Below are 25744 nucleotides of genomic sequence, written 5' to 3'. Positions count from 1 at the left end.
CGGTCGATCAGGCGGTTTGCAGTTGGCTGACGAGCTTGCCGGCCTGCAGGCGTACCAGTTGGTCGGCGATGTCGAAGTAGCGGTCGTCGTGGGAGATGACGATGATGGTCTTGCCCAGGCGCTTGAGGTCGGGCAGCAGCTCGGTGTAGAACACGCGGCGGAAGGTTGGGTCCTGATCGGCGGCCCATTCGTCGAACACCAGTACCGGGCGCTCCTCGAGCCAGGCATTGAGCAGCGCCAGGCGCTTGCGCTGGCCGGTGGACAGGTCGGTGGTGGTGAACACGCCGTCGCGCACGCTGACCTTGTGGTCGATCTCCAGGCGGCGCAGGTAGCGGTCGGCATCTGCCGGGATGCGGGTGTCGCCTTGCACCAGGTCGTCGAACAGGTAGTAGTCGGCGAAGATGGTGGTGAACAGTTGCCGGTAGTCATCGCGGGTCTGGGCCACCACCGGCTCGCCGTTGAGCACGATCTCGCCGCCCTGGGGCGCATACAGGCCCAGCAGCAGCTTGATCAGGGTGGTCTTGCCGCACCCATTGTCACCAATGATGAAGACGATCTCGCCGGCCTCGATGGTCAGGTTCACCGGCCCCAGGCTGAACGGCTGCGCACCCGGCACGGGTGGGAAGGCGTAGGACACCTGGCGTAGCTCCAGCTGGCTGACCGGCTTGGCCGGGGCCGCGGGGGCATCGAGCAGCAGGTGCGGCTCGGGCGAGTCGAACTGGCGCGACAGCTCGGCAATGCGGCGGAACGCGATCTGCGCCCGGCCGACTACCGGCAGGGCGCCGATCAGGTTGTCCAGCGGCCCCTTCATGTACAGCAGCACCAGCACGAAACCGCTCATGGCGGCCTGGTTCTGCGCCGGCCATAGCGACTGCATGGCCAGCGCCGCGCCGATCACCACGAAGAACAGCATCGAGCCGAAACTCTTGGCCACCACGAAGGTATTGATCGAGCGCACCTGGATCTGGCAAATGCGCTCGGCGGTGCCTTGGATGCCCTGGCGGAACATGCGCTGGCGCCGGGGGCGATGGATACGCAGTTCCTTGGCGCCGCCGGCGATGGCGTTGTAGTGCTTTTGCAGTTCGTCTTCCGCTTCGCGCGCCGCCTCGAAGCCTTTCAGGCCGCGGTTGCGGGCGATGAACTGGATCAGCGTGCCGATGCCGATGGCCACCACCACCATCAGGAACATGGGCCAGGACAGCATGGCCAGGTAACCCAGGCAGCCCAGCACCACGGTCAGCGAGATGGCCAGGGGGGCGAAGGCGAAGGCGAAATCGCTGATGGTGTCGACGTCATGGGTCAGTACCGGGATCAGGCGATGGCTGCGGTAGCGCTCGATCTGTTCGATCGGCGCCGCCAGCACCTTCTCGCCCAGGCTCTTGCGCAGCCGCGCGACGATGTGCTGGCCGACATGGTTGGTGCCGATGTCCGAGCAGATGGTGCTGAGCAACGCCAGCAGGCACAGCCCGGCGAAGCCCAGGACCACGCCCTGGGTCAGGCCTTGCTCGCTGTGCAGGGCGCCGTTGATGGTCGCCAGCAGCGTGGTGACGCTGATGCCTCCGACCATGCCCAGCAGCACGGAGAGCGCCACCAGCGGCCAGAACGGCCGGAGCAGGCCGAGCAGGTCGGCCAGGGCGCTGCGAGGTTGACGGGTCATGAAGGGTTCTCGCTTCAGGCGTTGATGAGATGGGCAGCCGGGCGTGGCTCGCGGACCTTGCCCAGGTGCTGGTACAGCGACTGGCTGATCTCGTCGGCGCGGGCCGGCAGCACCGAGAGCAGGGTGTCGCTCAGGCCATGGCTGGTTTCGCAGAAGCCTTGCAGGTAGACACCGGCACGCAGGCTGGGCTGGCCCAGGGCGCGATAATCGCGGTCCACTTCGTAGTTCTGCAGGTAAGGTTCCAGGGCGGCCAGCAGGTCGCGGTGCGAGCGGCGCTCGTAGCCGGTGGCGAGGATCACCGCGTCGTAGCGGTGGGTCTGGTCCTTGCCGGTGGCATGGTCGCGCAGGGTCAGTTCGACGCCCTCGGCGCTGGCGCTCACCGCTTCCACCGCGCGACGGCAGAGCACTTGGTGGCGGAACTGGTGCGAGACTTTCTGGCGGTAGAGGATGGCGTAGATACGCTCGATCAGGTCGATGTCGACCACTGAATAGTTGGTGTTGTGGTATTCCTCGATCAGCTTCTCGCGGTCCTGCGGCTGTTGGTTGAACACCAGGTCGGTGTACTGCGGGGCGAAGATCTCGTTGACGAACGGGCTATCGTCGGCCGGCTTGAGGGCGGTGGAGCGCAGGATCATGTCGACCTTGACCGATGGGAAGCTGTCGTTGAGGTCGATGAAGGCTTCGGCGGCGCTCTGCCCCGAACCGATGATGGCGATGCGCATGGGCTGGCCGCTGGCGCAAGGCAGTTGCTCCAGCGCGGCGAGGTACTGGGAGTGATGGAAGACCCGTTTGTCGTGGCGCAGCGCCGCGAACACCTGCGGGATGCGCGGCGAACCGCCGCTGCCGACCACCACCGAGCGGGTCAGGCGGGCATGCTCGCGGCCTTGGGCATCGCGGGAAATCACCTTCAAGGTATCCACCTGGCCGTTGCTCAGGACCGGCTCGACCCGCAGCACTTCCTCGCCGTACTTGGCCTGGCTGGTGAAATGCTCGGCGACCCAGCGCAGGTAGTCGTTGAACTCCAGGCGGCAAGGGTAGAAGGTGCCCAGGTTGACGAAGTCGATCAGGCGGCCCTGCTTGTGCAGGTAGTTGACGAAGCTGTAGGGGCTGGTGGGGTTGCGCAGCGAGACCAGGTCCTTGAGAAAGGAAATCTGCAATTCGCTCTGGGTGGCCAGGGTGTTGCCGTGCCAGCGGTAGTCCTGCTGCTTGTCGATGAACAGCGCATCCAGCGACTGGCCGCTGCTGATGGCCTTTTCCTCCAGGGCGATGGCCAGGGCCAGGTTGGAGGGGCCGAAGCCTACGCTGATGAGGTCGTGCAGGGTGTCGTGCGAAGTCGTCTGGCTCATGTCGTCGATTCCTTGAATAGATGGCCGCAGAGGGCGTGGGCGGGGCCGAGGGGCTGCGTGTCGCGTGCGTGAGAAGCCAAGCTGGCCAGGCGCGCTGGGCGGCCTGGGGCCTTTCCTTGGAACGAGTGGCGGGAGGGGGAATTTAGCGGGGCCGGAGGCTGCCGTCCGGCCCGGGACGGGTTACAGTTCGCGGACCACGCGCAGCCCCAGCCAGTCGCCGCGGACCTCGGGCTTGCGGGTGTTGCGGTTGCCGGAACGGGAGAAGATCGGTGCCTCGCTCCAATCGTTGCCGCGGATCTGCCGGGTCGTGCAGTCGCCGCCGGCCAGGCCGGTGGTCCAGGCGCTGCCATCGGTGGGGGCGCCTTGGTAATTGGGGCTCCAGCAGTCGGCCAGCCATTCGTAGACGTTGCCGTGCATGTCATACAGGCCGAAGGCGTTGGCGGGGTAGCTGCCGACCGGCGAGGTGTAGCTGAAACCATCCTTGGGGCCGTAGGTGTTGGCGTTGCGGCTGATCTGGTAGTCCTCGCCAGGGTCCATCGCGAACGGGAACGGGCCGCTGCTGCCGGCGCGGGCGGCATACTCGCGTTCGGCTTCGCTGACCATGCGGTAGTGCTTGCCGGTGGTTTTCGACAGCCAGGCCACATAGTGCTCGACTTCCTCGAAGTTCATGCATACCGCAGGCTGGCGTGGGCCTTGCGGGTAGCTTGGCTTGCTCGCGGTGCAGCGCCGGCCAGGGCGATCATCGCCATCGGCGATGCGCGTGCCACTGGCCTTGAGGTAGGCATCCCACTCGGCGGCGGTCACCTGGAAGCGGCTCATGGCGAACGGCTTGGCGAAGGTCACGGTGTGCAGCGGGCCTTCGTCGTCCTGGCGGCCGAGTTCGTCATCGGGGGTGCCCATCTGGAAGCTGCCGGCGGGCAGCACGACCATTTCCGGGCAGGCTTGCTTGCAGTCGCGAAAGACGCTGCCGGGCTTGGGCTCGGCGGCCAGGGCCGGCAGGCTGCAGCCGGCCAGCAGGGCGGCCAGGGTCAGGCGATAGAGGGATAGGTTCATGAAGGTGCCTTGTCAGAGTTGCTGGGTGAGCAGGGCCATGGCCCGGTCGATCTGCGCTTCGTCGTTGAGCAGGCTGGGGGCGAAGCGGATCACCGGGCCTGCGTCGCGGTCGACCGCATCGACCATGACCTTGTTGGCCACCAGGTAGGCGGCCACGGCGTCCGCGTCGCGGTCCTTGATACGCAGGAAGGTGAACCCTGCGGAGAACGCGCGGCTTCTCGGGGTCACCAGCTCGATGGCGCGGTGTTCGGCCAGGCGCGTCTTGAGGTAGTCGTTGAGCTGGTGGATGCGCGCCTGGACCTGCGCCTTGCCCAGCGTCAGGTGCAGTTCGAAGGCCTTGTGCAGTGCCCAGCGATGTTCGAAGGCGTGGTAGCCGCCGGGCGTCATGATGGTGCCGAAGTCCTCGTTGCGCGAGAACGTGGCGAAGGTCGGCGTCAGGTGCTGCATCTGTTCGCTGGCCGCGCAGATGATGCCGGTGCCCCGGGGGCCGAACATCCATTTATGGGTGCCGGCGATGAAGTAGTCGCAATTGAAGTCGGCGAACACCTGATCTTCCACGCCGAAACCGTGCACGCCGTCGACCACGTAGAGGATCCGCTCGGCCTCGCTGCGGTTGCGGTTGTGCTGGCGCACCAGTTCACCGATGGCCCCTACCGGCAGCTTGACGCCGCTGCCGGAGTGCACCCAGGTCATGCCCAGCACCCGTGTTTCGGGGCGGATGTTTTGCTCGATCACACTCAGCACACGGTCGCTGGAGACCTCGCGCGGGGTGTCGAACAGGCGCAGCTTGCGCACTCGGGTGCCCTGCTGGCGTTGGCGGAAGGCCAGGCAGTTACGGGTGGAGTAGTGCTCGTGCTCGGTGGTGAGGATTTCCTGGTGCGCCGCCACGTGCAGGCCGCCATAGATCATGCCCAGGCCTTCGGTGGTGCTGCCGGTCAGGGCCACCTGGCGTGGCCGCACTTGCAGGTAGCGGGCCGCCCACTCGCGTACCTGGTCTTCACGCTGCCATTCGTACTGGCTTTCCCAGTCCATGCATTGCGCCGGGTTGCGGTCGAGGATGGCGCGGTGCCGGTCGATCTCCTCCTGCACCGGCCGCGGGTGGGCGGTGACCAGGAAGTTGGCGAAGTGCGCTACCTGTGGGTCCAGTGGAAACAGGCTGCGCAGTTGTTGCCATTTGTCCGGGCCCTGCAGGTTGGGCATGCCGGGTTGCGCGGCGACGGCGGCGGGTAGCAACGGCAGGCTGGCCGCCAGCAGGCCGGCCTGCTTGAGGAAGGTGCGCCGGTCAGTCATGGCGCACCACCTGTGCGCCGGCGTTGAGCTGCGCCAGCGGCAAGGCGGCCTTCTGCACCTCGCCCCAGACCCGCAGGAAGTTGCCGGCCCAGAGCTTGGCGATATCGGTTTCGGAATAGCCGCGGGTCAGCAGTTCGGCGGTGACGTTGCGGATTTCGCCGACATTCATGAAGCCCTCCACGCCGCCGCCATCGTTGAAGTCGGAGCTGATGCCGACATGGTCGATACCCATTTTCTTCACCGCATAGTCGATGGCATCGACGTACTCCTTCAGGCCGGCCCTGGGCTCCTGGTCGACGATGTCGTAAAGGCTGCCGGCGTATTCGCCAAAGCGTGCCTCGGGCCAGATGGCGATGATCGGGTCGCCGGGCATCAAGGCATTGGCCAGGCCTTGCAACGGTTGCAGGTCGAAGCGCGTGCGCAATGCTTCGAGCTTGTCCAGGGTGGGCTTGCTCAGCGGCTTGACATAGGTGGGGAAGGCCACCACCTGCAGCACGCCGCCGCTGGCCTTGATCAGCTGCATCTCTTTGTCGGAAAGGTTGCGCGGGATATCCACCAGCGCTCGCGGCGCCGAGTGCGAGGCCACGAAGGGTGCGCGGCTCAGGCGGGCGACGTCTTCCAGGGCCAGGGTCGACATCTGCGAGACATCGATGATCACCCCCAGATCGTTGAGGCGCTTGACCGCCTGCTCGCCGAGCGGTGACAGGCCGCCCAGGGCGTCGGGGGTATCGTTGAAGAAGGGCAGTGGCCGCGACGAATCGGCCCAGGGGTTGTTGGCCACGTAGCTGAAACCGAACATGCGCATGCCGCGTTTGGCCCACAGGTCCAGTTGCGCAAGGTCGGTGCCCAGCGGGTAGGCATTGAGCATGCTGATGAAGATGGCGAACTTGCCCTCGCCGTTCAGGCGCCGGAAGTCCTCGGGGGTGTAGGCGATGCCGACCTGGTTGGGGAAGTCGCGCACGATGCCGGTGATGATCTTGTAGCGTACCTCTTGCTGGTGGCGCGCTTCGTCGACGAAACCTGGCGTGGGACGGTGTGGGGCGTTGGGGCCGTTCCACAGCTCCGGCCAGCCGAAAATGGTCAGTGCCGCGCCCGACAGCCGGCCGCGGGCAGCCTTGGCCAGGTCGAACTGGCCGCGCCCATCCTTGTCGGCCTCGTAGCCTTCGCCACCGTAGGCCAGGGGCACGGTGACATGGCTGTCGAAGGAGAGCATGTGCTCATGCAGCTCGTTGGCCTGTTGCACGATCTTGCGTGGGTAGCCGGCCTGGCCTTGCCAGTAGAAGTAGCCAGCGGCGGCGCTGCCCAGGGCGACCGCCAGGGCCAGCGGCAGGCCGATGTACAGGGCTTTGCGGGAACGGGTCTTGGTCATTGCCATCTCGTTGCGGACTGATCGAATCGGCCTGCCTGCAGGGGCGGGCAGGGCTCGGGTATCAGGTGGACGAGTGGCGAGGGGCTAAATTTATCTGCGCGCGGCATTCAAGAACCGCGCGGGCCGGCCGATATCCGGGTGTGTAAAAGTCCATTTCAAGGAAGGTTCGCAATGGTTGGAATAACCACCGCCAACATCAACATCCCGACGCTGGCAGGCGCCGCCCAGCCATCGGCAGCAGCAACGCCGCCGGGCAAGCCGGAGGTCAACGAGCGGGGCAACCTGGTATTCAAGGGCGATGCGTTCAAGGTCCAGGATACCAAGCCCAAGGAGCTTGAAGGCGACAGCAACGAGCCGCCGAGCGTGAAGGAACTGCGCGAGCAGATCAAGCGCTTGCAAAAGCAGCTGGCCGAGGAGCAGAAGCAGCTTGCCCAGTTGCAGGAACAGGCCAAGAAAGACCCGAGCAAGATGGTCGCGGTTCAGGCCAAACAGGCCAGCATCACCACCCTGACCGGCCTGATCATGGCCGCGACTGCCCAGTTGCTGGAGCAACTGAACAAGATCGGCGGCAGCAGCGCCGGCGGTTCGGTCGATACCACGGCCTGATTCGCCGATGCGCCGGGGCCGTCAGGCGGCCCCGGTACCTTGGCCTCAGTCCTGGGCCAGGCGCGCGCGGTTCTGCCGTTCGCTCTTGTACTGCATGGCCACCGCCGGCGCCGGCTTGGCGCTGCCGGTTTCCAGCCACTGGCGCATGCGGCTGGCGTCGGCGAAGTGGGTGTACTTGCCGAAGGCGTCGAGGATGACCATGGCCACCGGCCGGTTGTCCATCCTGGTCAGCAGCACCAGGCAGTGGCCCGCTTCGTTGGTGAAGCCGGTCTTGGTCAGCTTGATGTCCCAGTTGCTCTTGTTGACCAGGTGATCGGTGTTGCGAAAGCCCAGGGTGTAGTTGGGCTTGCGAAACGCCACGGTCTTCTCGCGGGTGGTCGACAGCTCGCTGAGCTGCGGGTACTTGCGCGAGGCCATCAGCAGCTTGGCCAAGTCCTGGGCGGTGGAAACGTTCTGAGTCGACAGGCCGGTGGGCTCGACATAGCGGGTGTGGCTCATGCCCAGGCTGCGCGCCTTGGCGTTCATGGCCTTGATGAAGGCGCCATAGCCGCCTGGGTAGTGGTTGGCCAGGCTGTTGGCCGCACGGTTTTCCGACGACATCAGAGTGATCAGCAGGGTTTCGCGGCGGCTCAGCTCGCTGCCCAAGCGTACCCGCGAATAAACGCCTTTCATTTCCGGGTTGTTGGCGATGGTCATGCCGAGCATTTCGTCCATGGGCAGCTTGGCATCGAGCACGACCATCGCGGTCATCAGCTTGGTGACCGAGGCAATCGGGCGGACGCGGTCGGCGTGGCTGGCGTACAGCTCCTTGTTGGTGTTCAGGTCGATCAGCAGGGCGCTGCCGGAGGCCAGGTGCAGCTTGGCGGGGTCGCGTTGCTGCTGGGCCGGGGGTTGTTGTGCAGCAGCGGTCGACGGCAGGGTGGCGGTACCTGTGAGCAACAGCAGCAGGCTGAGGATGGACAGGGAAGTTTTCACGTTGAGGCTCACTAAATGTTGGTATGTCGTTGGCTGTGCAAGGGTTTCCCCCAAAAAAACCGTTGCATTTTGGAGTATGGCTCAGCGGCTGTCGAATGCCTTATATTCAAAGGGCGTAACGTGAACGAAATTTAATCCTGTACCTATTTAGTGCCAATTTCAGCTTGGCAAGCGTGGGTCATCATGGGCTGAGGAAGGGCTGGGTTGTTACGCCCCGCCCCAGAGGAAAAGGAAGTTATCGATGCGTGGTGTTGTAGCGTGCGTGGCCCTGGCGATATCCGTTGGGGCCCAGGGTTCGAATTTCCAGGACATGGAAGCTGCAAAGAAACAGGTGATGAAGGTCGACCGATGCTCGCATGCTGCGTTTATCGCGGTATCCATTCTGGAGCAGGGCAGCGATGACCTGGGTCAGGCCCTCGCCATGACGGGTGCCCTGGCGGGGCTGCAGAAGAATGAGCAGTTGGCTGAAGCAAAGCCCACCGATCTGGAGGTGAGGGTCGCCTCGAGGTTTGCCGATCGGGAGTCCATTGGCATGACACGGCCTTTCGGCAAGCAGCAGCATGACTGGCTGGTGGCCCAGGCGGCGGCGGGGTGCGTCATGTGGATGCCGCTCGAGGGCTGATACGCTGGCAATTGCTCTGTAGGTCAACAGGACGACAACCATGCAACCAAGCTGCGAATTCACCGATGACGCCACCGGCGAACATTACGATGCCATCCTCAAGCCGCTGCGCGCCTACAACGACAGTGTGATCGGCAACCCACGGGCGCAGGCCTTCGCCTGGTCGTTGCGCGATGCCGACAGCGCGGTGGTCACGGGTGGCCTGTACGGTCGCCTGGGCGCCAGTTGGATGTTCATCGAGCTGCTGGTGGTGCCCGAGGCCTGTCGTGGGCAGGGGGTGGGGCGCGAACTGATGGCCCGGGCCGAGGCCTTGGCGCGGGACAGGGGCTGTTCCGGTATCTGGTTGGATACCTTCAGTTTCCAGGCGCCGGATTTCTATCGGCGGTTGGGGTTCGAGGTATTTGGCGAGCTGGCCGATTATCCACCTGGGCATACTCGCTATTTCCTGCGCAAGCTGCTCGAGCGGTCGGCGTAGGCGCCTGTTTCGCCGGCAAGGCCGGTTCCTGCGCAGGTTCCGTGGAGCGGAGCCTGGGCAAAAAAAGCCCGCCATGAAGGCGGGCAACAAGAGGCGTCAAGGGAGCAACGCACAACAACAGATTCGGGGTCAGGCCAGCAGCGCGCAGGTGGCGAGCTGCCGGGCCATGTCCTGCGCCGAGGCGCGGGTGGTGAGCGGGCCGGTGATGGCTTCGCCGTTGCACATCAGGTACCAGCAGGCCAGCAAGCCTTGCTGGCGCAATTCGCGGGGGACGGCGCTGCGGACGACGGACATGATCTGGACGCTGGCCATGGAGGTCTCTGTGTGTGAGTCATGGCGCTACCTTAGGTGCCAGCGGCGCACAACGGAAATCGACACGCTCGATAGTGGTCATTGATGAAATCAACCACAGCGCTCATTTCGCTCATTCCAGGCTGCGCCCATGGCGCCAATAGCCCATCAGTGTCAGGCTGCGGCGGTCGAGGTGGCGTTCGTTGATCCAGTGCTTGCGGATCGCCATGACCGCTGCCGACTCACCGGCTACCCAGGCGTAGAACGCGTTGCTGGCCGGCGCGGCCAGTTCCCAGAGAATCTCCTTGTCGATATCCAGCGCCTTGAGCGGTGCGTTGGCCGTTTGCGTCGGTGGTGGCAGACGCGCCAGTTCGAAGGCCGCATGGCGCATCGCCTCGCCATGGGCGCAGGCGAGTTCGCTGCGGGCCAGCCAGTGCAGCTCGGTGCCAGGCGCATGGCGCAGGTCGATGCAGTCACCGGCTTCGGGCACTTCGATGAACACCTGGGTCGCGGGCGGGGCTGCCAGCTCGGCCAGGCTCTCGAGGATGCCGGCAATGGCCGGCAGCGCGGTTTCGTCGCCAATCAGCAGCAGTTGCTGCAAGCCCTGGGGCGGTTGCCATTCATAGCCGCCTGGGTCGCCCTCGGCGTGGCGGGACGGCGCGACGATCTGCAAGCGGGCACCGGGTTGGGCCTGCTCGGCCCAAGCCGAGGCCGGGCCGCTGTCGCCGTGCAGGACGAAGTCGATGTCCAGCTCACCGGCATCGGCGCGCAAGGCGCGGATGGTGTAGGTGCGCATGGGGTGCTGGGCCTGGCGCCGGGCGGCTTGCCAGTCGCCGTCCTTGGGCAGGGCCGCCTCGCGGCCCTGGGCATCGGGGAACAGCAGCTTGACGCGCTGGTCGGCGGCCAGGGTGCGCATCTGCCGTACATCGTCGCCGGCGAAGACCAAGCGGCACAGGGACGGGCTCAGGCGTTCGCGCCGCTGCAGCCGGATATCGAACAGTTGGTAGGGGCGCGGGCCGCTGTCGGCCTTGATGATCTTGCGCAGGTTACGCGCGACGCTGGAGGCCAGGGTGCTCATGCTGCTCATGGGGGTACCTCGTTGCAGATGACCGATAGCCGGAAGACGACTGGCACGCGAGGTGATTTAGCTGCGTGGGCTCGTACGGCGGTAGGCATTGGGCGTCTGCCCGGCCAGGCGCTTGAAGAACCGCGCGAAATAGGTCGGGTCGCTGAACCCCAGGCTGTCGGACAACTGGCCGATGCTCATGCGCGTGTACACCAGGTTGCGCCGCGCCTCGAGCAACAGCCGCTGGTGGATGACTTGCAGCGCCGTCTGCCCGGCCAGGCTGCGGCACAAGAGGTTCAGCTGCAGGCTGGACATGCCCAGGCGGCTGGCGAAGTCGTCCACGGCCAGGTGCTCGCGGTAGTGCGCCTCGACCAGGCGCAGGTAGCGGCCGAACAGCTGCTGGTCGCGTTCGTGCGGGGTGCGTGGCGCCTGCAGCGGCTGCTGGCGCAGCAACCACACCATCAGTGCCGTGACCAGCGCCGACAACAGCGCCGCGCGCGCCGGGGCGCTGCCCTGGTACTCCTGCTGCAAGGTGTCGATCAGCCCGCCCAGGCGCGGGCGATCCTTGCCCAGCAGGTAGCAGCGCGGCGCCGCCAGCACGCTCAACGGCGCGCCCAGGCGCTGCTCGAGGTCGGCCACCAGGGCAGTGCCGAAGGTCAGCACATGGCCCTGGATATCGGCGCTGAAGCGAAAGCCATGCACGGTCAACGGTGGCACTACCTGGATCGCCGCCTCGCGGATCAGGCTGTGCTGGCCTTCGATCTCGATGCGCGCCTCGCCGCGTTGCACATACAGCAACTGGAACAGCTCGGCATGCCGGTGCGGCTTGATCTCCCAGTGGTGCAGGCGGCTGCGCGCGGGGATCGACTCGCAGTGCAGCAGGTCGGTGCCGGGCCAGGCGTGGTTTTCACCGTAGAGCTGGAACAGCGGGATGCCGGGGAGGGGGCTGGGCATGCGGGGGCCTGTCCGTTAATCGAACGCATTTTGCAAAAGTGCAGGTTTTGCAGCGGATAACCCACTTTCTACCCGCCGATCGCCGGTAAAAATACAGGTGCAAACCCTAACAGCAGATGCCAGGCCTGGGCCAGCCCCAGGCCGGCATCGTCATCACGAGACAACAACAATGAAGACTCAGGTTGCAATCATCGGCGCCGGTCCTTCCGGCCTGCTGCTCGGCCAACTGCTGCACCAGGCGGGGATCGACACCCTGATCGTCGAGCGCCAGACCCCCGAGTACGTGCTGGGGCGTATCCGCGCCGGGGTACTCGAGCAAGGCACTGTCGATTTGCTGCGCGAAGCGGGCGTGGCTGCGCGCATGGACCGCGAGGGGCTGGTGCACGAAGGCGTCGAGCTTTTGCTGGGTGGCCGCCGCCAGCGCCTGGACCTCAAGGCACTGACCGGCGGCAAGACCGTCATGGTGTATGGCCAGACCGAGGTCACCCGCGACCTGATGCAGGCCCGGGCGCAGAGCGGGGCGCCGATCATCTACGGCGCCGCCAACGTGCAGCCTCACGCCATCGAGGGCGAGCAACCCTACCTGACCTTCGACCAGGACGGGCGCCAGCAGCGGGTCGACTGCGACTACATCGCCGGTTGCGACGGCTTTCATGGGGTGGCCCGGCAGAGCATTCCAGCCGGGGTGCTCAAGACCTTCGAGCGGGTCTATCCGTTCGGCTGGCTGGGGCTGCTGGCCGATACCCCGCCAGTCAACCACGAGCTGATCTATGCCCATCACCCACGCGGCTTCGTGCTGTGCAGCCAGCGCTCGCCCAGCCGCAGCCGCTACTACCTGCAGGTGCCGTTGCAGGAACGGGTGGAGGACTGGTCGGACGCGCGTTTCTGGACCGAGCTAAAAGCGCGCCTGCCGCAAGACGTGGCGGCGCAACTGGTGACCGGGCCTGCGCTTGAGAAGAGCATCGCGCCGCTGCGCAGCCTGGTGGTCGAACCCATGCAGCACGGGCGCCTTTTCCTGGTCGGCGATGCCGCGCACATCGTCCCGCCTACCGGGGCCAAGGGCCTGAACCTGGCCGCCTCGGACGTCAACTACCTGTATCGGATCCTGGTCAAGGTGTATCGCGAGGGGCGTACCGAGCTGTTGGCCGAGTATTCGCCGATGGCCTTGCGCCGGGTGTGGAAGGGCGAGCGTTTCAGCTGGTTCATGACCCGGCTGCTGCATGACTTTGGCGAACACCAGGATGCTTGGGACAGCAAGATGCAGGAGGCCGATCGCGACTATTACCTGGGCTCGGCGGCGGGGTTGGCGAACATTGCCGAGAACTATGTGGGGCTGCCATTCGAGGTAGTGGAGTAGGCCATGCACCGCGTTGCCTGGTTCGCCAGCAAGGCTGGCTCCTACGGGGATTGCAGGCCGTAACCGTTGTAGGAGCCGGCTTGCTGGCGAACACCGGCGCAGCCGGTGCCCTCCTCCGCGTTGCCTGGTTCGCCAGCAAGGCTGGCTCCTACAGGGCGCCAGGTGATCTATTCCAACAACGCCACCATGGCCTGGTAGCCACGCTGGCGCGCATGTTCCAGCGCCGTCACGCCCTCCTTGTCGGCGATCGTCGGGTCGGCCCCGGCAGCCAGCAGGCGGCGCACGATCTGCACATGGCGCGGCCCGCCATCGCCGAGGATCACCGCTTCGAGCAAGGCGGTCCAGTGCAGGCGGTTGAGGTGGTTGACCTCGACGCCTGCATCGATCAAGAGCTGCACGGTCTCGACATGCCCGCGCTCGGCGGCCGGGATCAGCGCCGTGCCGCCATAGCGGTTGGTGCTGTTCAGGTCGGCGCCGTGGGCCAGGGTCAATTGCAGGATCTCGTTCAAGCCACGGGCGCCGGCATACAGGTAGGGGCTGTCCTGGATGGCGTCCTTGGCATTGACGTCGGCACCGGCCTCGATCAGTGCTTTGGCGGCGTGCACCTGATTGGCGTGGGTGGCCACCAGCAACGCGGTCCGGCCCTGGTCGTCGCGGGCCTCCAGCGCGGCGCCTTGGGCCAGGGCCTGGCGGATGGCGCTCGCGTCGCCGCGGCGAGCGGCCTCGAACAGTTGGGTATTCATGGTGGGGATCTCGGCATGGGCGGCAAGGCTGCTGAACAGGGCCAGCAGCAAGGCGGCGAAGGGCAGGCGCATGGTGTCGGGGTCCTGAAAAGGTGAAGCACCATGCTAGGCAAGCGGCGGCTGATGCAGAAGTGAAGATTGTGCATGGGGGGCAGTGGCCGGGCGAATGCGCCGGCGGCGAGTTGCCCGCCGGGAGCGCGCATGATAGAAGTCAGGCTTGTCATTCAGCCGTTGAATAGCCAGATGTCCTCCAGCGTGAAATCGAATAGAGCCCTGTTCGACCTCGACCTGTTGCGCGCCATCGTCGTGGTGGCCGATTGCGGCAGTTTCACCACCGCGGCCGCGCGCCTGCACTCCACCCAGTCCACCATCAGCCAGAAGGTCCGCCGCCTCGAGGACATGGTGGGCCATCGCCTGTTGGTGCGCGGCAACCGCGACGTGCTGCCCACCGATGCCGGGCAGACCCTGCTCGGCTACGCCCGGCACATGCTGGCGCTCAACGACCAGATGCTCGAGGCCCTGGCCGGGGCCATGGTCGGCATGACCGTGCGCCTGGGCGTGCCCGAGGATTTCGTCGGCGGCCGCACCACCAACGCCCTGTCGGCGTTCAGCCGGCGTCACCCGCAGGTCAAGCTGGAAGTCACCAGCGGCCTGTGCCGCGATCTCAGCCAGGCCTACGACAACGGCGAGCTTGACCTGGTGCTGCTCAAGCAGCGGCGCAACAGCCGCGAGGGCGTGGCCTGCTGGCCGGAGCGGCTGCAGTGGATCGACAGCGCGCGCATGCCGGCCTTCGAGCTCGACCCGGTGCCGCTGGTGACCTTCCCCCCGCGCGGGTTGTACCGCGACGACATGATCAGCGCGATCGAGGGCATGGGCCGACGCTGGCGCATCAGCTTCACCAGCTCGAGCCTCAGCGGCATCCAGGCGGCGGTGGCCGACGGCATGGGCATCAGCTTGCTGCCACCGCGGGCGGCGAGCGCCGAGCACCGCGTGCTGGGCGTCGCGCAGGGGCTTCCGGAGGTGGACAGCTACGAGATCGTCATCGTCCATCGGCCCACGGCGGACGTGATGGTCAAGGCGCTGGCCGAGGTGCTCACCGAGTTGCTGGCGCTGCAGGCGATCTGAGGTTCGATGCGCAGGCGCCTGGCCAGCAAGGCCAGTCACTCCTTGCAGCAATGCGGCGTGCTGGCCGCCCCGTCGTAGCGGTCATGGTGGCGCACCCAGTCCATCGTGCCCGCCTCGTTGCGCCCCAGCGGCGCCAGGTCGAGGAAGTTGTAGGCATTGACCAGGATGTCCAGGCCACGGGCATAGGTGGAGTAGGTGTGGTACAGGCTGCCATCGGCCGCCTTGTAGAACGCGCTCAGCCCCGGCAGCTCGGCCTCCGCGCCCGTGTACGGCGCATAGTTGTACTCGGCGCTGCCGTCGGTGGCGACGCTGACGCCGAAGTCCTGGTTGAAGCGGCTGCCGTGGGACGAGAACCAGGGGAAACGCCAGCCCATGCGTTGGCGAAACGCCTGGAACTCGGCATAGGGCGCCCGTGATACCGCCGCCAGGGTCACGTCATGGTGCGCCAGGTGCAGGTTGGCAGCGTCGAAGTGATCGGCGAGGAAGGAGCAGCCCGGGCAGCCCTCGTCCCAGCCGTCGGCGAACATGAAGTGGTAGACCAGCAACTGGCTGCGCCCGGCGAACAGCTCGGCCAGGCCCAGTTCGCCTTGCGGGCCGTGGAAGCGGTAGTGCTCCTCGAGCCGCACCCAGGGCAGGGCGCGGCGAGCGGCGGCCAGTTCGTCGCGTTGATGGGTGAAGGCTTTCTCGTGCAGCCACAGCTGGCGCCGCGCGGCCAGCCACTGGCTGCGAGAGACCACGGCGTGCTTGGGATCGGAAGGGCTCATGGTGGCGACTCCAACGTGAGGGATTCACACAGTGGTCGAATCATCCTCGGCGCTTTCGACAACGCCAACGCCATTACCGACAGACGGCCAGTACCCCCCCGTAGGAGCCGGCCTTGCCGGCGAACACCGGCGCCCCACTTCGCTGCCGATGGTTGATACTATTGCGCCATCTATCACAAGGAGCGTGGCGATGACCTTCTTCTCCTGGCGGCGCTGCGCGGTGCCATTGCTGGCACTGTGCCTGGCGGCTCCCGTGGCGCAGGCCGGCAACACCCCCTGTTCCGGGCGCAAGGGCGGCATTGCCGGCTGCGACGGCGACACCTTTCTGTGCAACGACGGCTCGATCAGCGCCTCGAAGAAAAGCTGCAGCGCACTGTACGGCGGCCAGACCCGCCTGCAGCCCTTGCGTGCCAGCGGCAGCGGCGAGGGCTGCGGCTGTGGCACCGGGCAGTACTGCACCGGGCCGCGCGGCGGCGTGTACTGCCTGACCCCGGCGGGCAATAAAAGCTACAAGCGCCGCTGAACCGGGCCTCAGCCGTTGGCGTGCAGGCTGGCGATCAGCGCCCACAGGCGTGGGTCGTCATAATCGGCGATCACCAGCTGCGCCCCGGCCTCGAGCAAGCGCTGCTCGGGCTGCGTGGTTGCCAGCCCCACGGTGAAGATGCCGGCAGCGACCGCAGCCTCGACCCCCGGCAGTGAGTCCTCGAACGCCAGCGCCTGCCCGGCCTGGGCCGCCAGGCATTGCAAGCCGGTGAGGTAGGGCAGGGGGTCGGGCTTGGGCCGGGCCAGCTCGTCGGCGACCAGCACGTGTTCGAAGCGCTCGCCCAGGCCCATGGCGCCGAGCATGTGCTCGGCGTTCAGGCGCGGGGCGTTGGTCACCACGCACATGCCGATGCCTTGGCGCTGGGCAAAGTCCAGCAGGCGCAACAGCCCCGGCATGGGCTCGAGGTGGGGCGACAGTTGCCGAAACAAGGCCTCCTTGCGCTCGGCCAGGGCCAGGCACTGCGCCGCGTCGAGCGCGGGGAACAGTTCGGCGAACAACAGGCCGTTGGAGCGGCCGCTGACCTGGGTGTCGAACTGCTCCTGGGTCAGCTGACGGCCGTCGTGCTCATGCAGCAACTGGCGGAAAGCCTGCAGGTGCAGGGTGTCGGTGTCGGTGAGGGTCCCGTCGAGGTCGAACAGCAGGGCGGTCAGCATTGGGCATCCTGGCAGGGGAGAATCAATTCAGCAGGCGCCATCTTAACCACAAGCGGCAACCATCAGAAAGTGGTTCGGTCTGCCAATTCCCAACCGGAAACAAGGTATCGATATGCAGAGTCAGGGGAAAAACCAATGGCCATCGTACTGAAGTATTTGGCTGGGATAGCGAAACTGACCCACGCGTCTCCAACGAACACCGAATCAGTGAGCAGGCCGGCCTGAAATGCTTGTCAGAAAACAGCCCTTCCCGAAATGCAGTGCTGCACTTCCCCGCCAACCCAGATCGTCCCGTTGACGCTTTCGATCTGTAACCGACCGCGGCGCCCTATGGCCGTGCCCTGGCTGACCGTATATCGAGCAGCAAAGATGCCTACGCCGATCAACCACTGAGCCAGGCCCGCATTGAGGCTTCCCGTGACCGGGTCCTCGTTGCATTCCTCACCCATAAATGTTCTGACCTCCACGTCTGCTTCCGCCTCGGGGCCAGCCCAAGGAGCAATGACGCCGACATTCAGCCCTTGTAATAGGTCGTAATCGGGCTTGATCGCCAGGAGTTCATCCCGCCCGGCCAGCAACACTCCCGCCCAGCCAGGGCCATTGTCTACCCATTGGCTAGCCAAAATTTGCCCCGCAGCGAGACCGAGCCCCTGCTTGATCTGCTTCAGGGTCCTCGCCTCCAATGGGCCGCTGCGCAGCAATGGCGGGGCCGAGAAAGCCAAGCCCCGACCTTGCTTGCGTACACGAATCAAACCAGCGGAACACTCCTGCACGATCTCGACGTGTTCGTGGCTGTCCTGCTGTTTCAGCCACACCGCGCAGCTCCCCAGAGTAGGGTGGCCGGCGAAGGGCAGTTCCCGCAGAGGGGTAAAGATGCGTACGCGGTAATGCGCCTCCGGTACCTCAGGTCTCAACAGAAAAGTGGTCTCACTGAGTTGAGTCCAGCGGGCAAACGCCTGCATCTGTTCGGTTGTCAGCTGGTCAGCCCCCACTACAACGGCCAGCGCATTTCCTTCATAGGGACGTTCGGCAAACACATCGACCTGTTCTAATTGCAAATGAAGCGGCATCAGATTTCCTGGATAGCTATTGGGTGACCATCGCCAATCGGAGGACAAGGCTAGTCGCTGCGCGGAAACAAGGGAAGGGCGCCCAGATCACGCTACCGCCGAGCTCAGGCGGCAATCGGCCAACAACGGTCTCGTTGCAAACGCCGCTATGGGGCGCGAGCGACAGCTAAAGGACAATAGGCGAATCTGACATCCTTTGGGTCGATAGCTTCCGGTCGTAGATGATCGCTTTGGACCCAAAGCGGACGCTAACATTTAGCATGCCTCGACGCTGCAGCTTGTTTATTCGCAATTATTTCTCATTTACACTTGTGTCTTGTTTCGGAGCCTACCTCTTATCCAGGATGCATCGTGTCGTTCGATCCCGCCAAACCGACGCTGTTGGCTACATTGGTACGTCACTATGACGATCTGGTGGACCACATCCGCCGACGCTTCGGCGACAGAAGCATGGCGCGCGATGTCGTGCATGACGTTTGCGTGCAGTTGCTTGAGCGAGGAGAGAAAGAAGACGTTCGAACCCCACTGGCCTTGCTACGAAAAATCTCCCACGACACCGCCATGAGTCGCTATCGTAGCGATCGCCGCCGAGGCGCCTGGGTAGAGGCAATCTCCGAGCTGCCTGAGCTGGCCTGCCCGGCAGCCACCCCGATGACCAGGTATGACAGCGAGCGCGAGTTTCGATTGCTCGTCAACGCTATCACAGACCTCCCACCTCGCTGCCAGACTGTTTTCGTCATGCACAAGATTCACCAGATCCCCCAGGCAGAAGTAGCCGTTCGCCTCGGTATTTCCATCAAGACAGTGGAAAAGCATTTGCGCCTGGGGTTGGCGGCGTGCAGGCAACGGCTTGGGCGCGATGAGGTGCACCCATGACCGAGCAGCCCGAACAGGCGCCACTGGACGAGGCACTGGGACGACATCGCGAAGAGCTCAAGCAACTGTTCCCCATGCCGCCGTCCAGGCCCGCGCCCTCGAAAGCGGTAAAGTCAGCAGGTATCACGCTTGCGGTTGCGATCGCCTTTGCAGCCCTGGCCTGGCTGAACCCTGCCTACAAGAGCGAGCGTTTCGCTACCGCCATTGGTGAGCGGCGCGCTGTGCTGCTGAGCGATGGAAGCAAGCTGCTGCTCGACAGTGGCACGCATGTCGCTATCAGTTGGCGTCTGCTCAGCCGCGAAGTCGACCTGCGCGCAGGGCAGGCCCTTTTCGATGTGTCCTCGGCCGTATACCGCCCCTTCGTGGTGACCGCTGGCCTGGCGAAGGTCGAGGTGCTTGGTACGCTGTTCAATGTTCGCCGCCTGGATAACGACGCGGTGCGTGTGTCCTTGGCCCGTGGTCGCGTGGACGTCACCGCGGCAGCTGCAGCACAAGCGCCTGTCACCCTCTGGCCAGGGCAACAGGTCGACTCGATAGGCGGGCAACTGATGCCGGTTGCGAAGGCTGACGCCTCCAGGGCGATGGCATGGAAAGATGATCGCATCGTGTTCGAGCAGACGCCACTGGATGAAGCGGTATCGTTGCTGCGTCACTATCGCAAGGCCCCCATCGAGCTGAGCGACCCAAGCCTGGCCGCACTCAAGGTGACAGGGGTGTTCGAGGCGAACAATGTCGATCTGCTACTGGATTTGCTACCGAGCATCCTGCCCGTCGCCGTGCTGCAACAAAGGGATGGCAGTGTCCGGATTAAACGCAAACCAACAATAAAATAATTCTCAGGCGCAGGTAGGGTTTCTCGATTCCCATGGCGGCTACTGAAAAGCCCACCATAAAAAGGAACTCGAGAAGTGCATTTTCCCCTCCGCAGTCGCCAACTACGCCTGTCATTGCTTGCCAGTAGCCTGCTCATCGCACTGTCGGCCCAGGGCCGGGAAAAGGTGAACGTGGATATCCCCGCCGCTCCGCTGGGCGAGGCCATCAACGCGCTCGCACAGCAGTCTTCGGTACAGATCATCTTTGCCAGCGATCTCGGTGCCGGTCGAAACGCGGCTGCGCTGAAGGGGCGGTTCACACCTGAGCAAGCACTTCAAGCGCTGCTCAAGGACAGTGGCTTGCAGGGACAGGCCAAGAATGAGCGCACTTTCGTCATCGTCGCGCAGGGTGTCCCTGCATCGAGCCTCGAAACCCGGAGCGGCCCCGTGGAAATGGCGCAGATGGAAATCACCGCCTCGCGCACCAGCAGCAGCCTGGTTTCCGCGACGCGGCAATCCACAGTTCTCGAGCACGAACAACTGCAGGAGCTGCGCCAGGGTTCAGAGAGCCTGGCCACGGTATTGGCCAAGGCGGTTCCGGGGATGTCCGACTCCAGTCGCACCGTCACCGAGTATGGCCAGACCCTGCGCGGGCGCAGCATGCTGGTCATGGTCGACGGGGTGCCGCTCAACACCAACCGGGACTCTTCGCGCAACCTGGCCAACATCGACCCCGCACTGATCGAACGGGTCGAAGTCATCCGCGGCAGCAGCGCCATCTACGGCAGCGGCGCCACGGGCGGTATCATCTCCATCACCACAAGGCCTGCCGGTGGCGCAAACCGTGCCGAAACCAGCCTGAGCGCCACTGCGCCGCTTACCCGTCTGGGCAGCGATGGCCTGGGTGGCCAGTTCCAGCAGTATTTCGCAGGCTCTCAGGGCGCGGTGGACTACTCGTTCGACTTCGGTACACGCCACATGGGTGCCTCGTACGATGCGCATGGCGACCGGATCGCCCCGGAGCCCAGTCAAGGCGACCTGTTCGATTCGAATATCTACAACATTGGCGGCAAGCTGGGGCTGCATATCGACGAGAACCAGCGGATCCAGCTTGCAGTCAGCCACTACGACGCCCGCCAGGACACCGATTACGCTACAGACCCAAGCGTCGCGAAATTCCCCGCAGGCTCTGTGCCGGCCAATGCGATCAAGGGCCTGGACCTCGACGAGCAGAACCGCATTCGCAACACGCTGCTGAACCTGGAGTACGAGAATCTCGACATTCTCGGCAGCCGGCTTTCTGCCCAGGTGTACTACCGGGACTACTTCACCCGCTTCACTCCGTTCGACGCCCGGGCCGTTGCCACCCGCGGCGGCAACGTCGACCAGATCATGCAGAACAGCGAAGTCTTCGGCAGCCGCCTGACCCTGCGCACGCCACTTGGCGACAGCGGCAGTACCGAGCTGGTGTGGGGGGGCGATTATAACCAGGAGCGCAGCGACATGCCGCTCGATGTCTTCGACCCTGCGGCATATGACGCCAGTGGTGGCCTGCTCTTCGACAAGACCGGCAAGCTCACCTACATGCCCCCGCTGAAGACGCGAAGCGCCGGTGCGTTCGCCCAGCTACAGCATCGCTTCGACGAGCATTGGTCTGTCGATGGTGGCCTGCGCTACGAATACTCAACCGCCCAATTCGATGACTTCGTTCCGTTGTCCGAATCCAGGGCTGCCTCTCCGGTGGCGGTGAAGGGTGGCGACATTCATTACGATGCGGTGCTGTCGAACCTGGGCATCGTCTACTCACCGGTACTCGGCCAGGAAATCTACGCCTCCTTCAGCCAGGGCTTCCAATTGCCCGACGTGGGCATTCAGTTGCGCAATGCGCGCCGCGGTTTCGACATCGGTGCTTCGAACCTGGAACCGGTCAAAACCAACAACTATGAGCTTGGCTGGCGTGGAGAGCTGGGCAGCAATACCCTAGGTACCTTGGCGCTGTTCTACACCACCTCCAAACTGGGGGACGTGCAAAGTTTCAACAATGGCCTGATTCTGACCCGCACCCAGGAGCGCATCTACGGAGCGGAGGCCAGTGCCGATTGGCTATCGGACGATGCAGTATGGGGCGCAGGGGGGAGTGCGACCTGGATGCGCGGGCGAGAAAAACCGGACGGCAAAGGCTGGCAAGACATGACCGGCTATCGCGTTCCGCCCCTGAAGCTGACTGCTTACGTCCAGTACAAGCCGACGCTGGATTGGAGCAACCGCTTGCAAGCCACGTTCTTCGACGCCAAGGACTACAGGCTCGATGGCGTAGACAGCTTTGGTCGGCATCAGGTGAGTAGCTATACGACAGTGGACCTGGTCAGCCAGTACCAGATCTCCGCTGACGACAAGGTAAGCGTCGGCATCCAGAACCTGTTCAACCGCGACTACTACACGCTCTACAGCCAATTGCTGCGCAATAACAACAACACCAGCCACTTGCCGGCACCAGGCACTGTGCTGACTGCCAGCTATACGCACAATTGGTGAGGTGGGCGGCTGGAGCGCAGATCGCGGATCGAACACTGCCCGGCGTTGATATGGAACCGTTTCTAGATTATCAGGCGCGCGGATTTCGTGTGTTCAAGCAGGAGCAGACGCAGCCAAGCCAATGAGCACTGGGCTGAAGCTGCTGGTTGCGAAAGGCCGCCATGAGAGAAGCAGCCGTACTCGAGTGGCCGCTTACGACCCTAAGCTGCCCTTCGCGCAAGGCAGTAATCGGCCAGAAGCTACCCTTGGTGATGGCGATTGATCAAATCGAAGCCCCAGTTCAGAATCTCAGAATCCGTCGATGCTAGGCTAGAGCTGTGGGAGTAAAGCGTTTAATCGTGCCCAAGTGCGGAAGGCTATATTCTTATTAGAAACTTTTTATTAAATAATTAAGACATTCCGCTAAGCTCAAGCAGATGACAGAGGAAGGATCTCAACGCATGACGAAAATGATTTTGGTGCTGGATGAGTCGGGCGCAAAGGGTTACGCAAAAACCAGAGAAAAACACGAAGGCGAAGTCGGAGTAATAGCAGGCTTTTTGTATACCGAACCAGAAATTCAAGCCATTGAAAGCAGTCTATCTAAAATCCTAGAAAGCTTCAGTTTTGACACTAACAAGAAGATTCATATTACGGATCTGGATAAATCTCAACAGCAACTACTGCGGGAGGAGTTCTTCTTGTTTGTAAAGAACACTAAAATGCAGTGGATATTTCAAGCACAGTATTCAGAAGGCTTCTATCAGTCCGAATTTGCAGGTGACCGTGGGGGAAGTAAAAATGCAAAAGAATCTTTGCATGCCACGTTGTTCCAGGGAGTGCTCATTCAAGCTTTAGGCATGGCACACTCAATCGGTATAAGAAATCTGAATCTTGAGATAAAGACAGATCCAGTTGATAAAAAAACCCTTAAGAAATTTACTCGAACCGCGAACTACATTTCCAACATCTTCCTACAGCGGGAGAATTTTTATTTCCGCTATGCAGATCCTAACAATTCAGGGGAATTTGTAAAAGAGCACTACAGCACGACCATCAAAAGCGATTCACTAACGACACTTGATGAAATACAGCTAGCAATCACGATCGAAGACTCACCACTAACTATTTTAGCTGATGTGCTAGCCAACTCAGTGCGATACTATTTAGAAAAGTCACAAAAAAACAATCCTAATATTTTTCTTAACAACAAGGCCGCCATAATTGATCATCCTCTCGTTGACCTAGCGTTCGCGCCGACTGATGCTGAACATGTTCTGCCAGTACAGGACATAATCTACAGGAGGACCACCGACTAGGTGGCGCGTCCAACCGCGCCTAAAGACCAAATATAGAGGACAGAGTATCAAGCTTCTTAGGTTACATGGCCACTGGCCGCTTCGAGCCGACTCCTGTCCTTCGTGAATGGCAGCTTAGGGTCGAAAGCCGCCAGTCGCGAGTGACTGCAATCGACCCATAGCGGCCCTTCGCGACCGCCTGCTTACGACCCATCGCATGTCAGATTCACCTACTGAACTGATCCGGTTCCCAGGTGGGTTCGCGGGCTCCTGCTTGACGCGGAGTCGGACCTTTCCGATAATGCGACTATCTAGTCCTATTATTGCTCCAGGAACACCATGGCCCGAACTCGCAACGACGAACTCCATGAGCTACGCAGGTCTCAGATCTTGAGCGCTGCCGCCAGGGTGTTTAAGGAGAAAGGCTTCCACGGTGCACGCACGGAAGACATTTGCGCGCAGGCAGGGATGAGCGCGGGAGCGGTCTTCCGCTATTTTCGCGATAAGCGCGAAATCATCGATGCGATCGTGAAGCTCGAGTCCGAACGCTACGCCGCTCAATGCCAACACCTCTTTACCAGAGAAGGCTTGCTGCAATTGGCATCCATATCCGATGCCGAGCTCGAGCGCACGTTCTGGCCTGGCGAGTTTGACCTCAGTCTGGACAGCTGGCTGGAGATCGCTCGCGGCCAGGATCAACCGCGCATGCTCGAGCTGGACCAACAGATGCGAAAAGCGTTTGCCGAGCTCTTGGGTAATGGCCAACGTGAAGGTTGGATTCGTCCTGATCTTTGCCCACGTTCTGCCACAGGTCTTATGTTCGCGCTCGTCAACGGCCTCTGGCTTGAGTTAAGCCTGGGGATTCCGGTCAATTCGGTTCAGGCAGCAGCAGCGATACGGGATTTCGTCACAGCCTATTTATTCTCCTCGGAACCAGCAGCAGGAAATTGATCTGAATGTCTTCACCCCTGATTTCGAGACACGCTTGGAAAGCGTGTTTTTTTTCAACAATAAAGAGACGGAATACTCCATCTATTTATTTAAGCAGTGCTGAGGCGCGTCCTAGCGAGGCCCAGCGACAGCTATTGACTGGCGGGTTTCTATGAGGCCTTTGAGGATCCATACCATGCAGGCTCAGCCAACGAGTTTCCCAAAAACGCTAGTGAAGCTCGTTTGTGTAGTGGCCATTAGCATGCTGCTGTGTGCTTGCGAGGGACCCAAGGAGGCGCCCGCTCCCACAGCGATTGATAGAACCGTTCTGACAGTAACTGTCGCAACGCCCACCAAACAGCTGCTGATCGATAGCTTGACGGCCAACGGCCCCATCGCTGCGTGGCAGGAGGCAGTCATAGGTCCTGAGGTGAACGGTTTACGAGTAGATGACGTTCTGGTGCAGGTTGGGGATCAGGTTCGTAAAGGTCAGGCGCTTGCCACCTTCGCAAAGGACACAGTGCAACACGACTATCGCCTGGCTAAAGCAGCGCTGGATGAGGCCATCACCCTGGCACATGAGGCACAAGCGGATGGGGAGCGAGCGCGTGAATTACGGGATATCGGCGGCCTGAGCGGGCAACAGATTCAACAGATGCTCACTCAGGAGCAAGCCACACAGGCACGTGTGGACGCAGCGCGAGCTCGGCTTGCGATTCAAAAGCTCCACTTGAGCCAGACCATACTGCGGGCGCCAGACGACGGAATCATCTCTGCTCGCTTGGCAACGGTTGGCTCGGTTCCAGCACAAGGCACCGAAATGTTTCGGATGATTCGGCAAGGTCGCCTTGAGTGGCGGGCGGAACTGACCGCCCAACAGTTGGCGCAGGTACGCCCTGGCCAAGAGTCGAGAATTGCTTCACCGGATGGAGGTTATTGGAACGGTCGGGTCCGTCAAGTGGCACCAACCGTGGATTCAACTTCTCGCCGAGGGGTGGTGTACGTAGACATTACTGGCCCCGCCTTGCAAAACGCTGCGCCCCTACCAGCAGGGGCCTACGTCAAAGGCGAAATGCTCCTGGGGGCAAAGCCAGGTATGACTGTGCCACAGACGGCAGTTGTGGCTCGCGATGGCTTTCACCTGATTTTCAAAGTGAATGATGATCAGCGTGTGGCCGGGCTCAAGGTTGAGGTTGGACGAGTTGTAGGTGACCGCCAAGAAATCCTGTCAGGGCTTGAAGGCTCCGAGCGCGTTGTTGTCGCTGGCGGCGCCTTTCTGAACAGTGGAGATCTTGTTCAGATCACAGAGGGTGCTGAACTGCCCCCGACACATGATCCACGATAGAGGCCCGAC

The 25744-nt window shown here is 63.0% G+C and carries 25 protein-coding genes; 12 read left to right on the top strand and 13 right to left on the bottom strand.

The window, feature by feature from the left end:
* Positions 1 to 7 precede the first annotated feature (7 nt).
* The 5 genes from NJG22_RS07945 to pvdM all read right to left on the bottom strand — a co-directional run bounded on the left by NJG22_RS07945 (position 8) and on the right by pvdM (position 6715).
* Entirely contained in the window at positions 8 to 1657 is a 1650-nt protein-coding gene (locus NJG22_RS07945; RefSeq protein ID WP_253093527.1) for a cyclic peptide export ABC transporter, read from the bottom strand.
* Positions 1658 to 1671: 14 nt separating this feature from the next.
* On the bottom strand, positions 1672 to 3003 hold the full coding sequence (locus NJG22_RS07940; RefSeq protein ID WP_253093526.1) for a SidA/IucD/PvdA family monooxygenase: 1332 nt from the start codon (positions 3001 to 3003) through the stop codon (positions 1672 to 1674).
* 180 nt (positions 3004 to 3183) lie between these two features.
* Positions 3184 to 4056 (bottom strand): formylglycine-generating enzyme family protein, encoded by an 873-nt coding sequence (locus tag NJG22_RS07935; RefSeq protein ID WP_253093525.1) that lies wholly within the window; start codon positions 4054 to 4056, stop codon positions 3184 to 3186.
* Positions 4057 to 4068: 12 nt separating this feature from the next.
* The gene (locus tag NJG22_RS07930) at positions 4069 to 5346 is read right to left on the bottom strand and encodes an aminotransferase class V-fold PLP-dependent enzyme (protein ID WP_253093524.1); all 1278 of its coding nucleotides are present in this window, start codon (positions 5344 to 5346) and stop codon (positions 4069 to 4071) included.
* Positions 5339 to 6715 (bottom strand): pyoverdine-tailoring dipeptidase-like protein PvdM, encoded by a 1377-nt coding sequence (gene pvdM / locus NJG22_RS07925; RefSeq protein WP_253093523.1) that lies wholly within the window; start codon positions 6713 to 6715, stop codon positions 5339 to 5341. Before pvdM ends, NJG22_RS07930 begins: the two co-directional genes overlap by 8 nt.
* 171 nt (positions 6716 to 6886) lie before the next feature.
* On the opposite strand from pvdM, the gene NJG22_RS07920 reads away from it, so the two are divergent.
* Entirely contained in the window at positions 6887 to 7321 is a 435-nt protein-coding gene (locus NJG22_RS07920) for a hypothetical protein (RefSeq protein ID WP_253093522.1), read from the top strand.
* A 45-nt stretch (positions 7322 to 7366) separates the two neighbouring features.
* Here the strand turns inward: NJG22_RS07920 and pbpG are convergent, their stop codons facing one another.
* Positions 7367 to 8296, bottom strand: coding sequence for a D-alanyl-D-alanine endopeptidase (gene pbpG / locus NJG22_RS07915; protein WP_217848294.1), 930 nt, complete (start codon positions 8294 to 8296; stop codon positions 7367 to 7369).
* Positions 8297 to 8537: 241 nt separating this feature from the next.
* Between pbpG and NJG22_RS07910 the strand changes: the two genes are divergently transcribed.
* Both NJG22_RS07910 and NJG22_RS07905 read left to right on the top strand, forming a co-directional pair.
* A complete protein-coding gene (locus NJG22_RS07910; RefSeq protein ID WP_253093521.1) occupies positions 8538 to 8918 on the top strand; it encodes a hypothetical protein in 381 nt (126 codons plus the stop codon).
* A gap of 40 nt (positions 8919 to 8958) precedes the next feature.
* Positions 8959 to 9393: a GNAT family N-acetyltransferase gene (locus NJG22_RS07905; protein WP_253093520.1), complete on the top strand. Its 435-nt coding sequence runs from the start codon at positions 8959 to 8961 to the stop codon at positions 9391 to 9393.
* 129 nt (positions 9394 to 9522) lie between these two features.
* Here the strand turns inward: NJG22_RS07905 and NJG22_RS07900 are convergent, their stop codons facing one another.
* The 3 genes from NJG22_RS07900 to NJG22_RS07890 form a co-directional block, all read right to left on the bottom strand.
* The gene (locus NJG22_RS07900) at positions 9523 to 9705 is read right to left on the bottom strand and encodes a hypothetical protein (RefSeq protein ID WP_253093519.1); all 183 of its coding nucleotides are present in this window, start codon (positions 9703 to 9705) and stop codon (positions 9523 to 9525) included.
* A 112-nt stretch (positions 9706 to 9817) separates the two neighbouring features.
* Positions 9818 to 10771 (bottom strand): siderophore-interacting protein, encoded by a 954-nt coding sequence (locus tag NJG22_RS07895; RefSeq protein ID WP_253093518.1) that lies wholly within the window; start codon positions 10769 to 10771, stop codon positions 9818 to 9820.
* 57 nt (positions 10772 to 10828) lie between these two features.
* Positions 10829 to 11704, bottom strand: a complete 876-nt coding sequence (locus NJG22_RS07890; RefSeq protein ID WP_253093517.1) for a helix-turn-helix domain-containing protein — start codon at positions 11702 to 11704, stop codon at positions 10829 to 10831.
* Positions 11705 to 11873: 169 nt separating this feature from the next.
* Here NJG22_RS07890 and pobA point away from each other — a divergent pair, with 169 nt between their 5' ends.
* Positions 11874 to 13061 carry a 4-hydroxybenzoate 3-monooxygenase gene (pobA, locus tag NJG22_RS07885; RefSeq protein ID WP_253093516.1) on the top strand — a complete coding sequence of 396 codons (1188 nt, stop codon included), beginning with the start codon at positions 11874 to 11876 and terminating at the stop codon, positions 13059 to 13061.
* Positions 13062 to 13228: 167 nt separating this feature from the next.
* Here the strand turns inward: pobA and NJG22_RS07880 are convergent, their stop codons facing one another.
* The gene (locus NJG22_RS07880) at positions 13229 to 13876 is read right to left on the bottom strand and encodes an ankyrin repeat domain-containing protein (protein WP_253093515.1); all 648 of its coding nucleotides are present in this window, start codon (positions 13874 to 13876) and stop codon (positions 13229 to 13231) included.
* A 171-nt stretch (positions 13877 to 14047) separates the two neighbouring features.
* Between NJG22_RS07880 and NJG22_RS07875 the strand changes: the two genes are divergently transcribed.
* The gene (locus NJG22_RS07875) at positions 14048 to 14929 is read left to right on the top strand and encodes a LysR substrate-binding domain-containing protein (RefSeq protein ID WP_253093514.1); all 882 of its coding nucleotides are present in this window, start codon (positions 14048 to 14050) and stop codon (positions 14927 to 14929) included.
* A 35-nt stretch (positions 14930 to 14964) separates the two neighbouring features.
* On the opposite strand, the gene NJG22_RS07870 is transcribed toward NJG22_RS07875, so the two are convergent.
* Positions 14965 to 15693, bottom strand: a complete 729-nt coding sequence (locus NJG22_RS07870; protein ID WP_253093513.1) for a thioredoxin family protein — start codon at positions 15691 to 15693, stop codon at positions 14965 to 14967.
* 190 nt (positions 15694 to 15883) lie between these two features.
* Here NJG22_RS07870 and NJG22_RS07865 point away from each other — a divergent pair, with 190 nt between their 5' ends.
* Positions 15884 to 16216: a hypothetical protein gene (locus NJG22_RS07865; protein ID WP_253093512.1), complete on the top strand. Its 333-nt coding sequence runs from the start codon at positions 15884 to 15886 to the stop codon at positions 16214 to 16216.
* A gap of 8 nt (positions 16217 to 16224) precedes the next feature.
* Here NJG22_RS07865 and NJG22_RS07860 read toward each other — a convergent pair whose 3' ends face one another.
* Both NJG22_RS07860 and NJG22_RS07855 read right to left on the bottom strand, forming a co-directional pair.
* On the bottom strand, positions 16225 to 16890 hold the full coding sequence (locus tag NJG22_RS07860) for an HAD-IA family hydrolase (RefSeq protein ID WP_253093511.1): 666 nt from the start codon (positions 16888 to 16890) through the stop codon (positions 16225 to 16227).
* Between the two features lie 233 nt (positions 16891 to 17123).
* Positions 17124 to 17960 (bottom strand): PhzF family phenazine biosynthesis protein, encoded by an 837-nt coding sequence (locus NJG22_RS07855; RefSeq protein WP_253093510.1) that lies wholly within the window; start codon positions 17958 to 17960, stop codon positions 17124 to 17126.
* A 351-nt stretch (positions 17961 to 18311) separates the two neighbouring features.
* On the opposite strand from NJG22_RS07855, the gene NJG22_RS07850 reads away from it, so the two are divergent.
* The 6 genes from NJG22_RS07850 to NJG22_RS07825 all read left to right on the top strand — a co-directional run bounded on the left by NJG22_RS07850 (position 18312) and on the right by NJG22_RS07825 (position 25735).
* The gene (locus NJG22_RS07850; protein WP_253093509.1) at positions 18312 to 18836 is read left to right on the top strand and encodes an RNA polymerase sigma factor; all 525 of its coding nucleotides are present in this window, start codon (positions 18312 to 18314) and stop codon (positions 18834 to 18836) included.
* Entirely contained in the window at positions 18833 to 19669 is an 837-nt protein-coding gene (locus NJG22_RS07845; RefSeq protein ID WP_253093508.1) for a FecR domain-containing protein, read from the top strand. Before NJG22_RS07850 ends, NJG22_RS07845 begins: the two co-directional genes overlap by 4 nt.
* Positions 19670 to 19744: 75 nt before the next feature.
* Positions 19745 to 22183 (top strand): TonB-dependent receptor, encoded by a 2439-nt coding sequence (locus NJG22_RS07840; RefSeq protein ID WP_253093507.1) that lies wholly within the window; start codon positions 19745 to 19747, stop codon positions 22181 to 22183.
* Positions 22184 to 22623: 440 nt separating this feature from the next.
* Positions 22624 to 23481 (top strand): hypothetical protein, encoded by an 858-nt coding sequence (locus tag NJG22_RS07835; RefSeq protein WP_253093506.1) that lies wholly within the window; start codon positions 22624 to 22626, stop codon positions 23479 to 23481.
* A 318-nt stretch (positions 23482 to 23799) separates the two neighbouring features.
* Positions 23800 to 24411, top strand: coding sequence for a TetR/AcrR family transcriptional regulator (locus NJG22_RS07830; RefSeq protein WP_253093505.1), 612 nt, complete (start codon positions 23800 to 23802; stop codon positions 24409 to 24411).
* A 175-nt stretch (positions 24412 to 24586) separates the two neighbouring features.
* Entirely contained in the window at positions 24587 to 25735 is a 1149-nt protein-coding gene (locus NJG22_RS07825; protein WP_253093504.1) for an efflux RND transporter periplasmic adaptor subunit, read from the top strand.
* Positions 25736 to 25744 lie beyond the last annotated feature (9 nt).

This window comes from Pseudomonas sp. VA159-2 (assembly GCF_024126635.1).
Taxonomy (GTDB): Bacteria; Pseudomonadota; Gammaproteobacteria; order Pseudomonadales; family Pseudomonadaceae; genus Aquipseudomonas; species Aquipseudomonas muyukensis.
The sequence above is the reverse complement of the archived record's forward strand: the minus strand, read 5'-3'. Positions and strand labels throughout refer to the sequence as shown.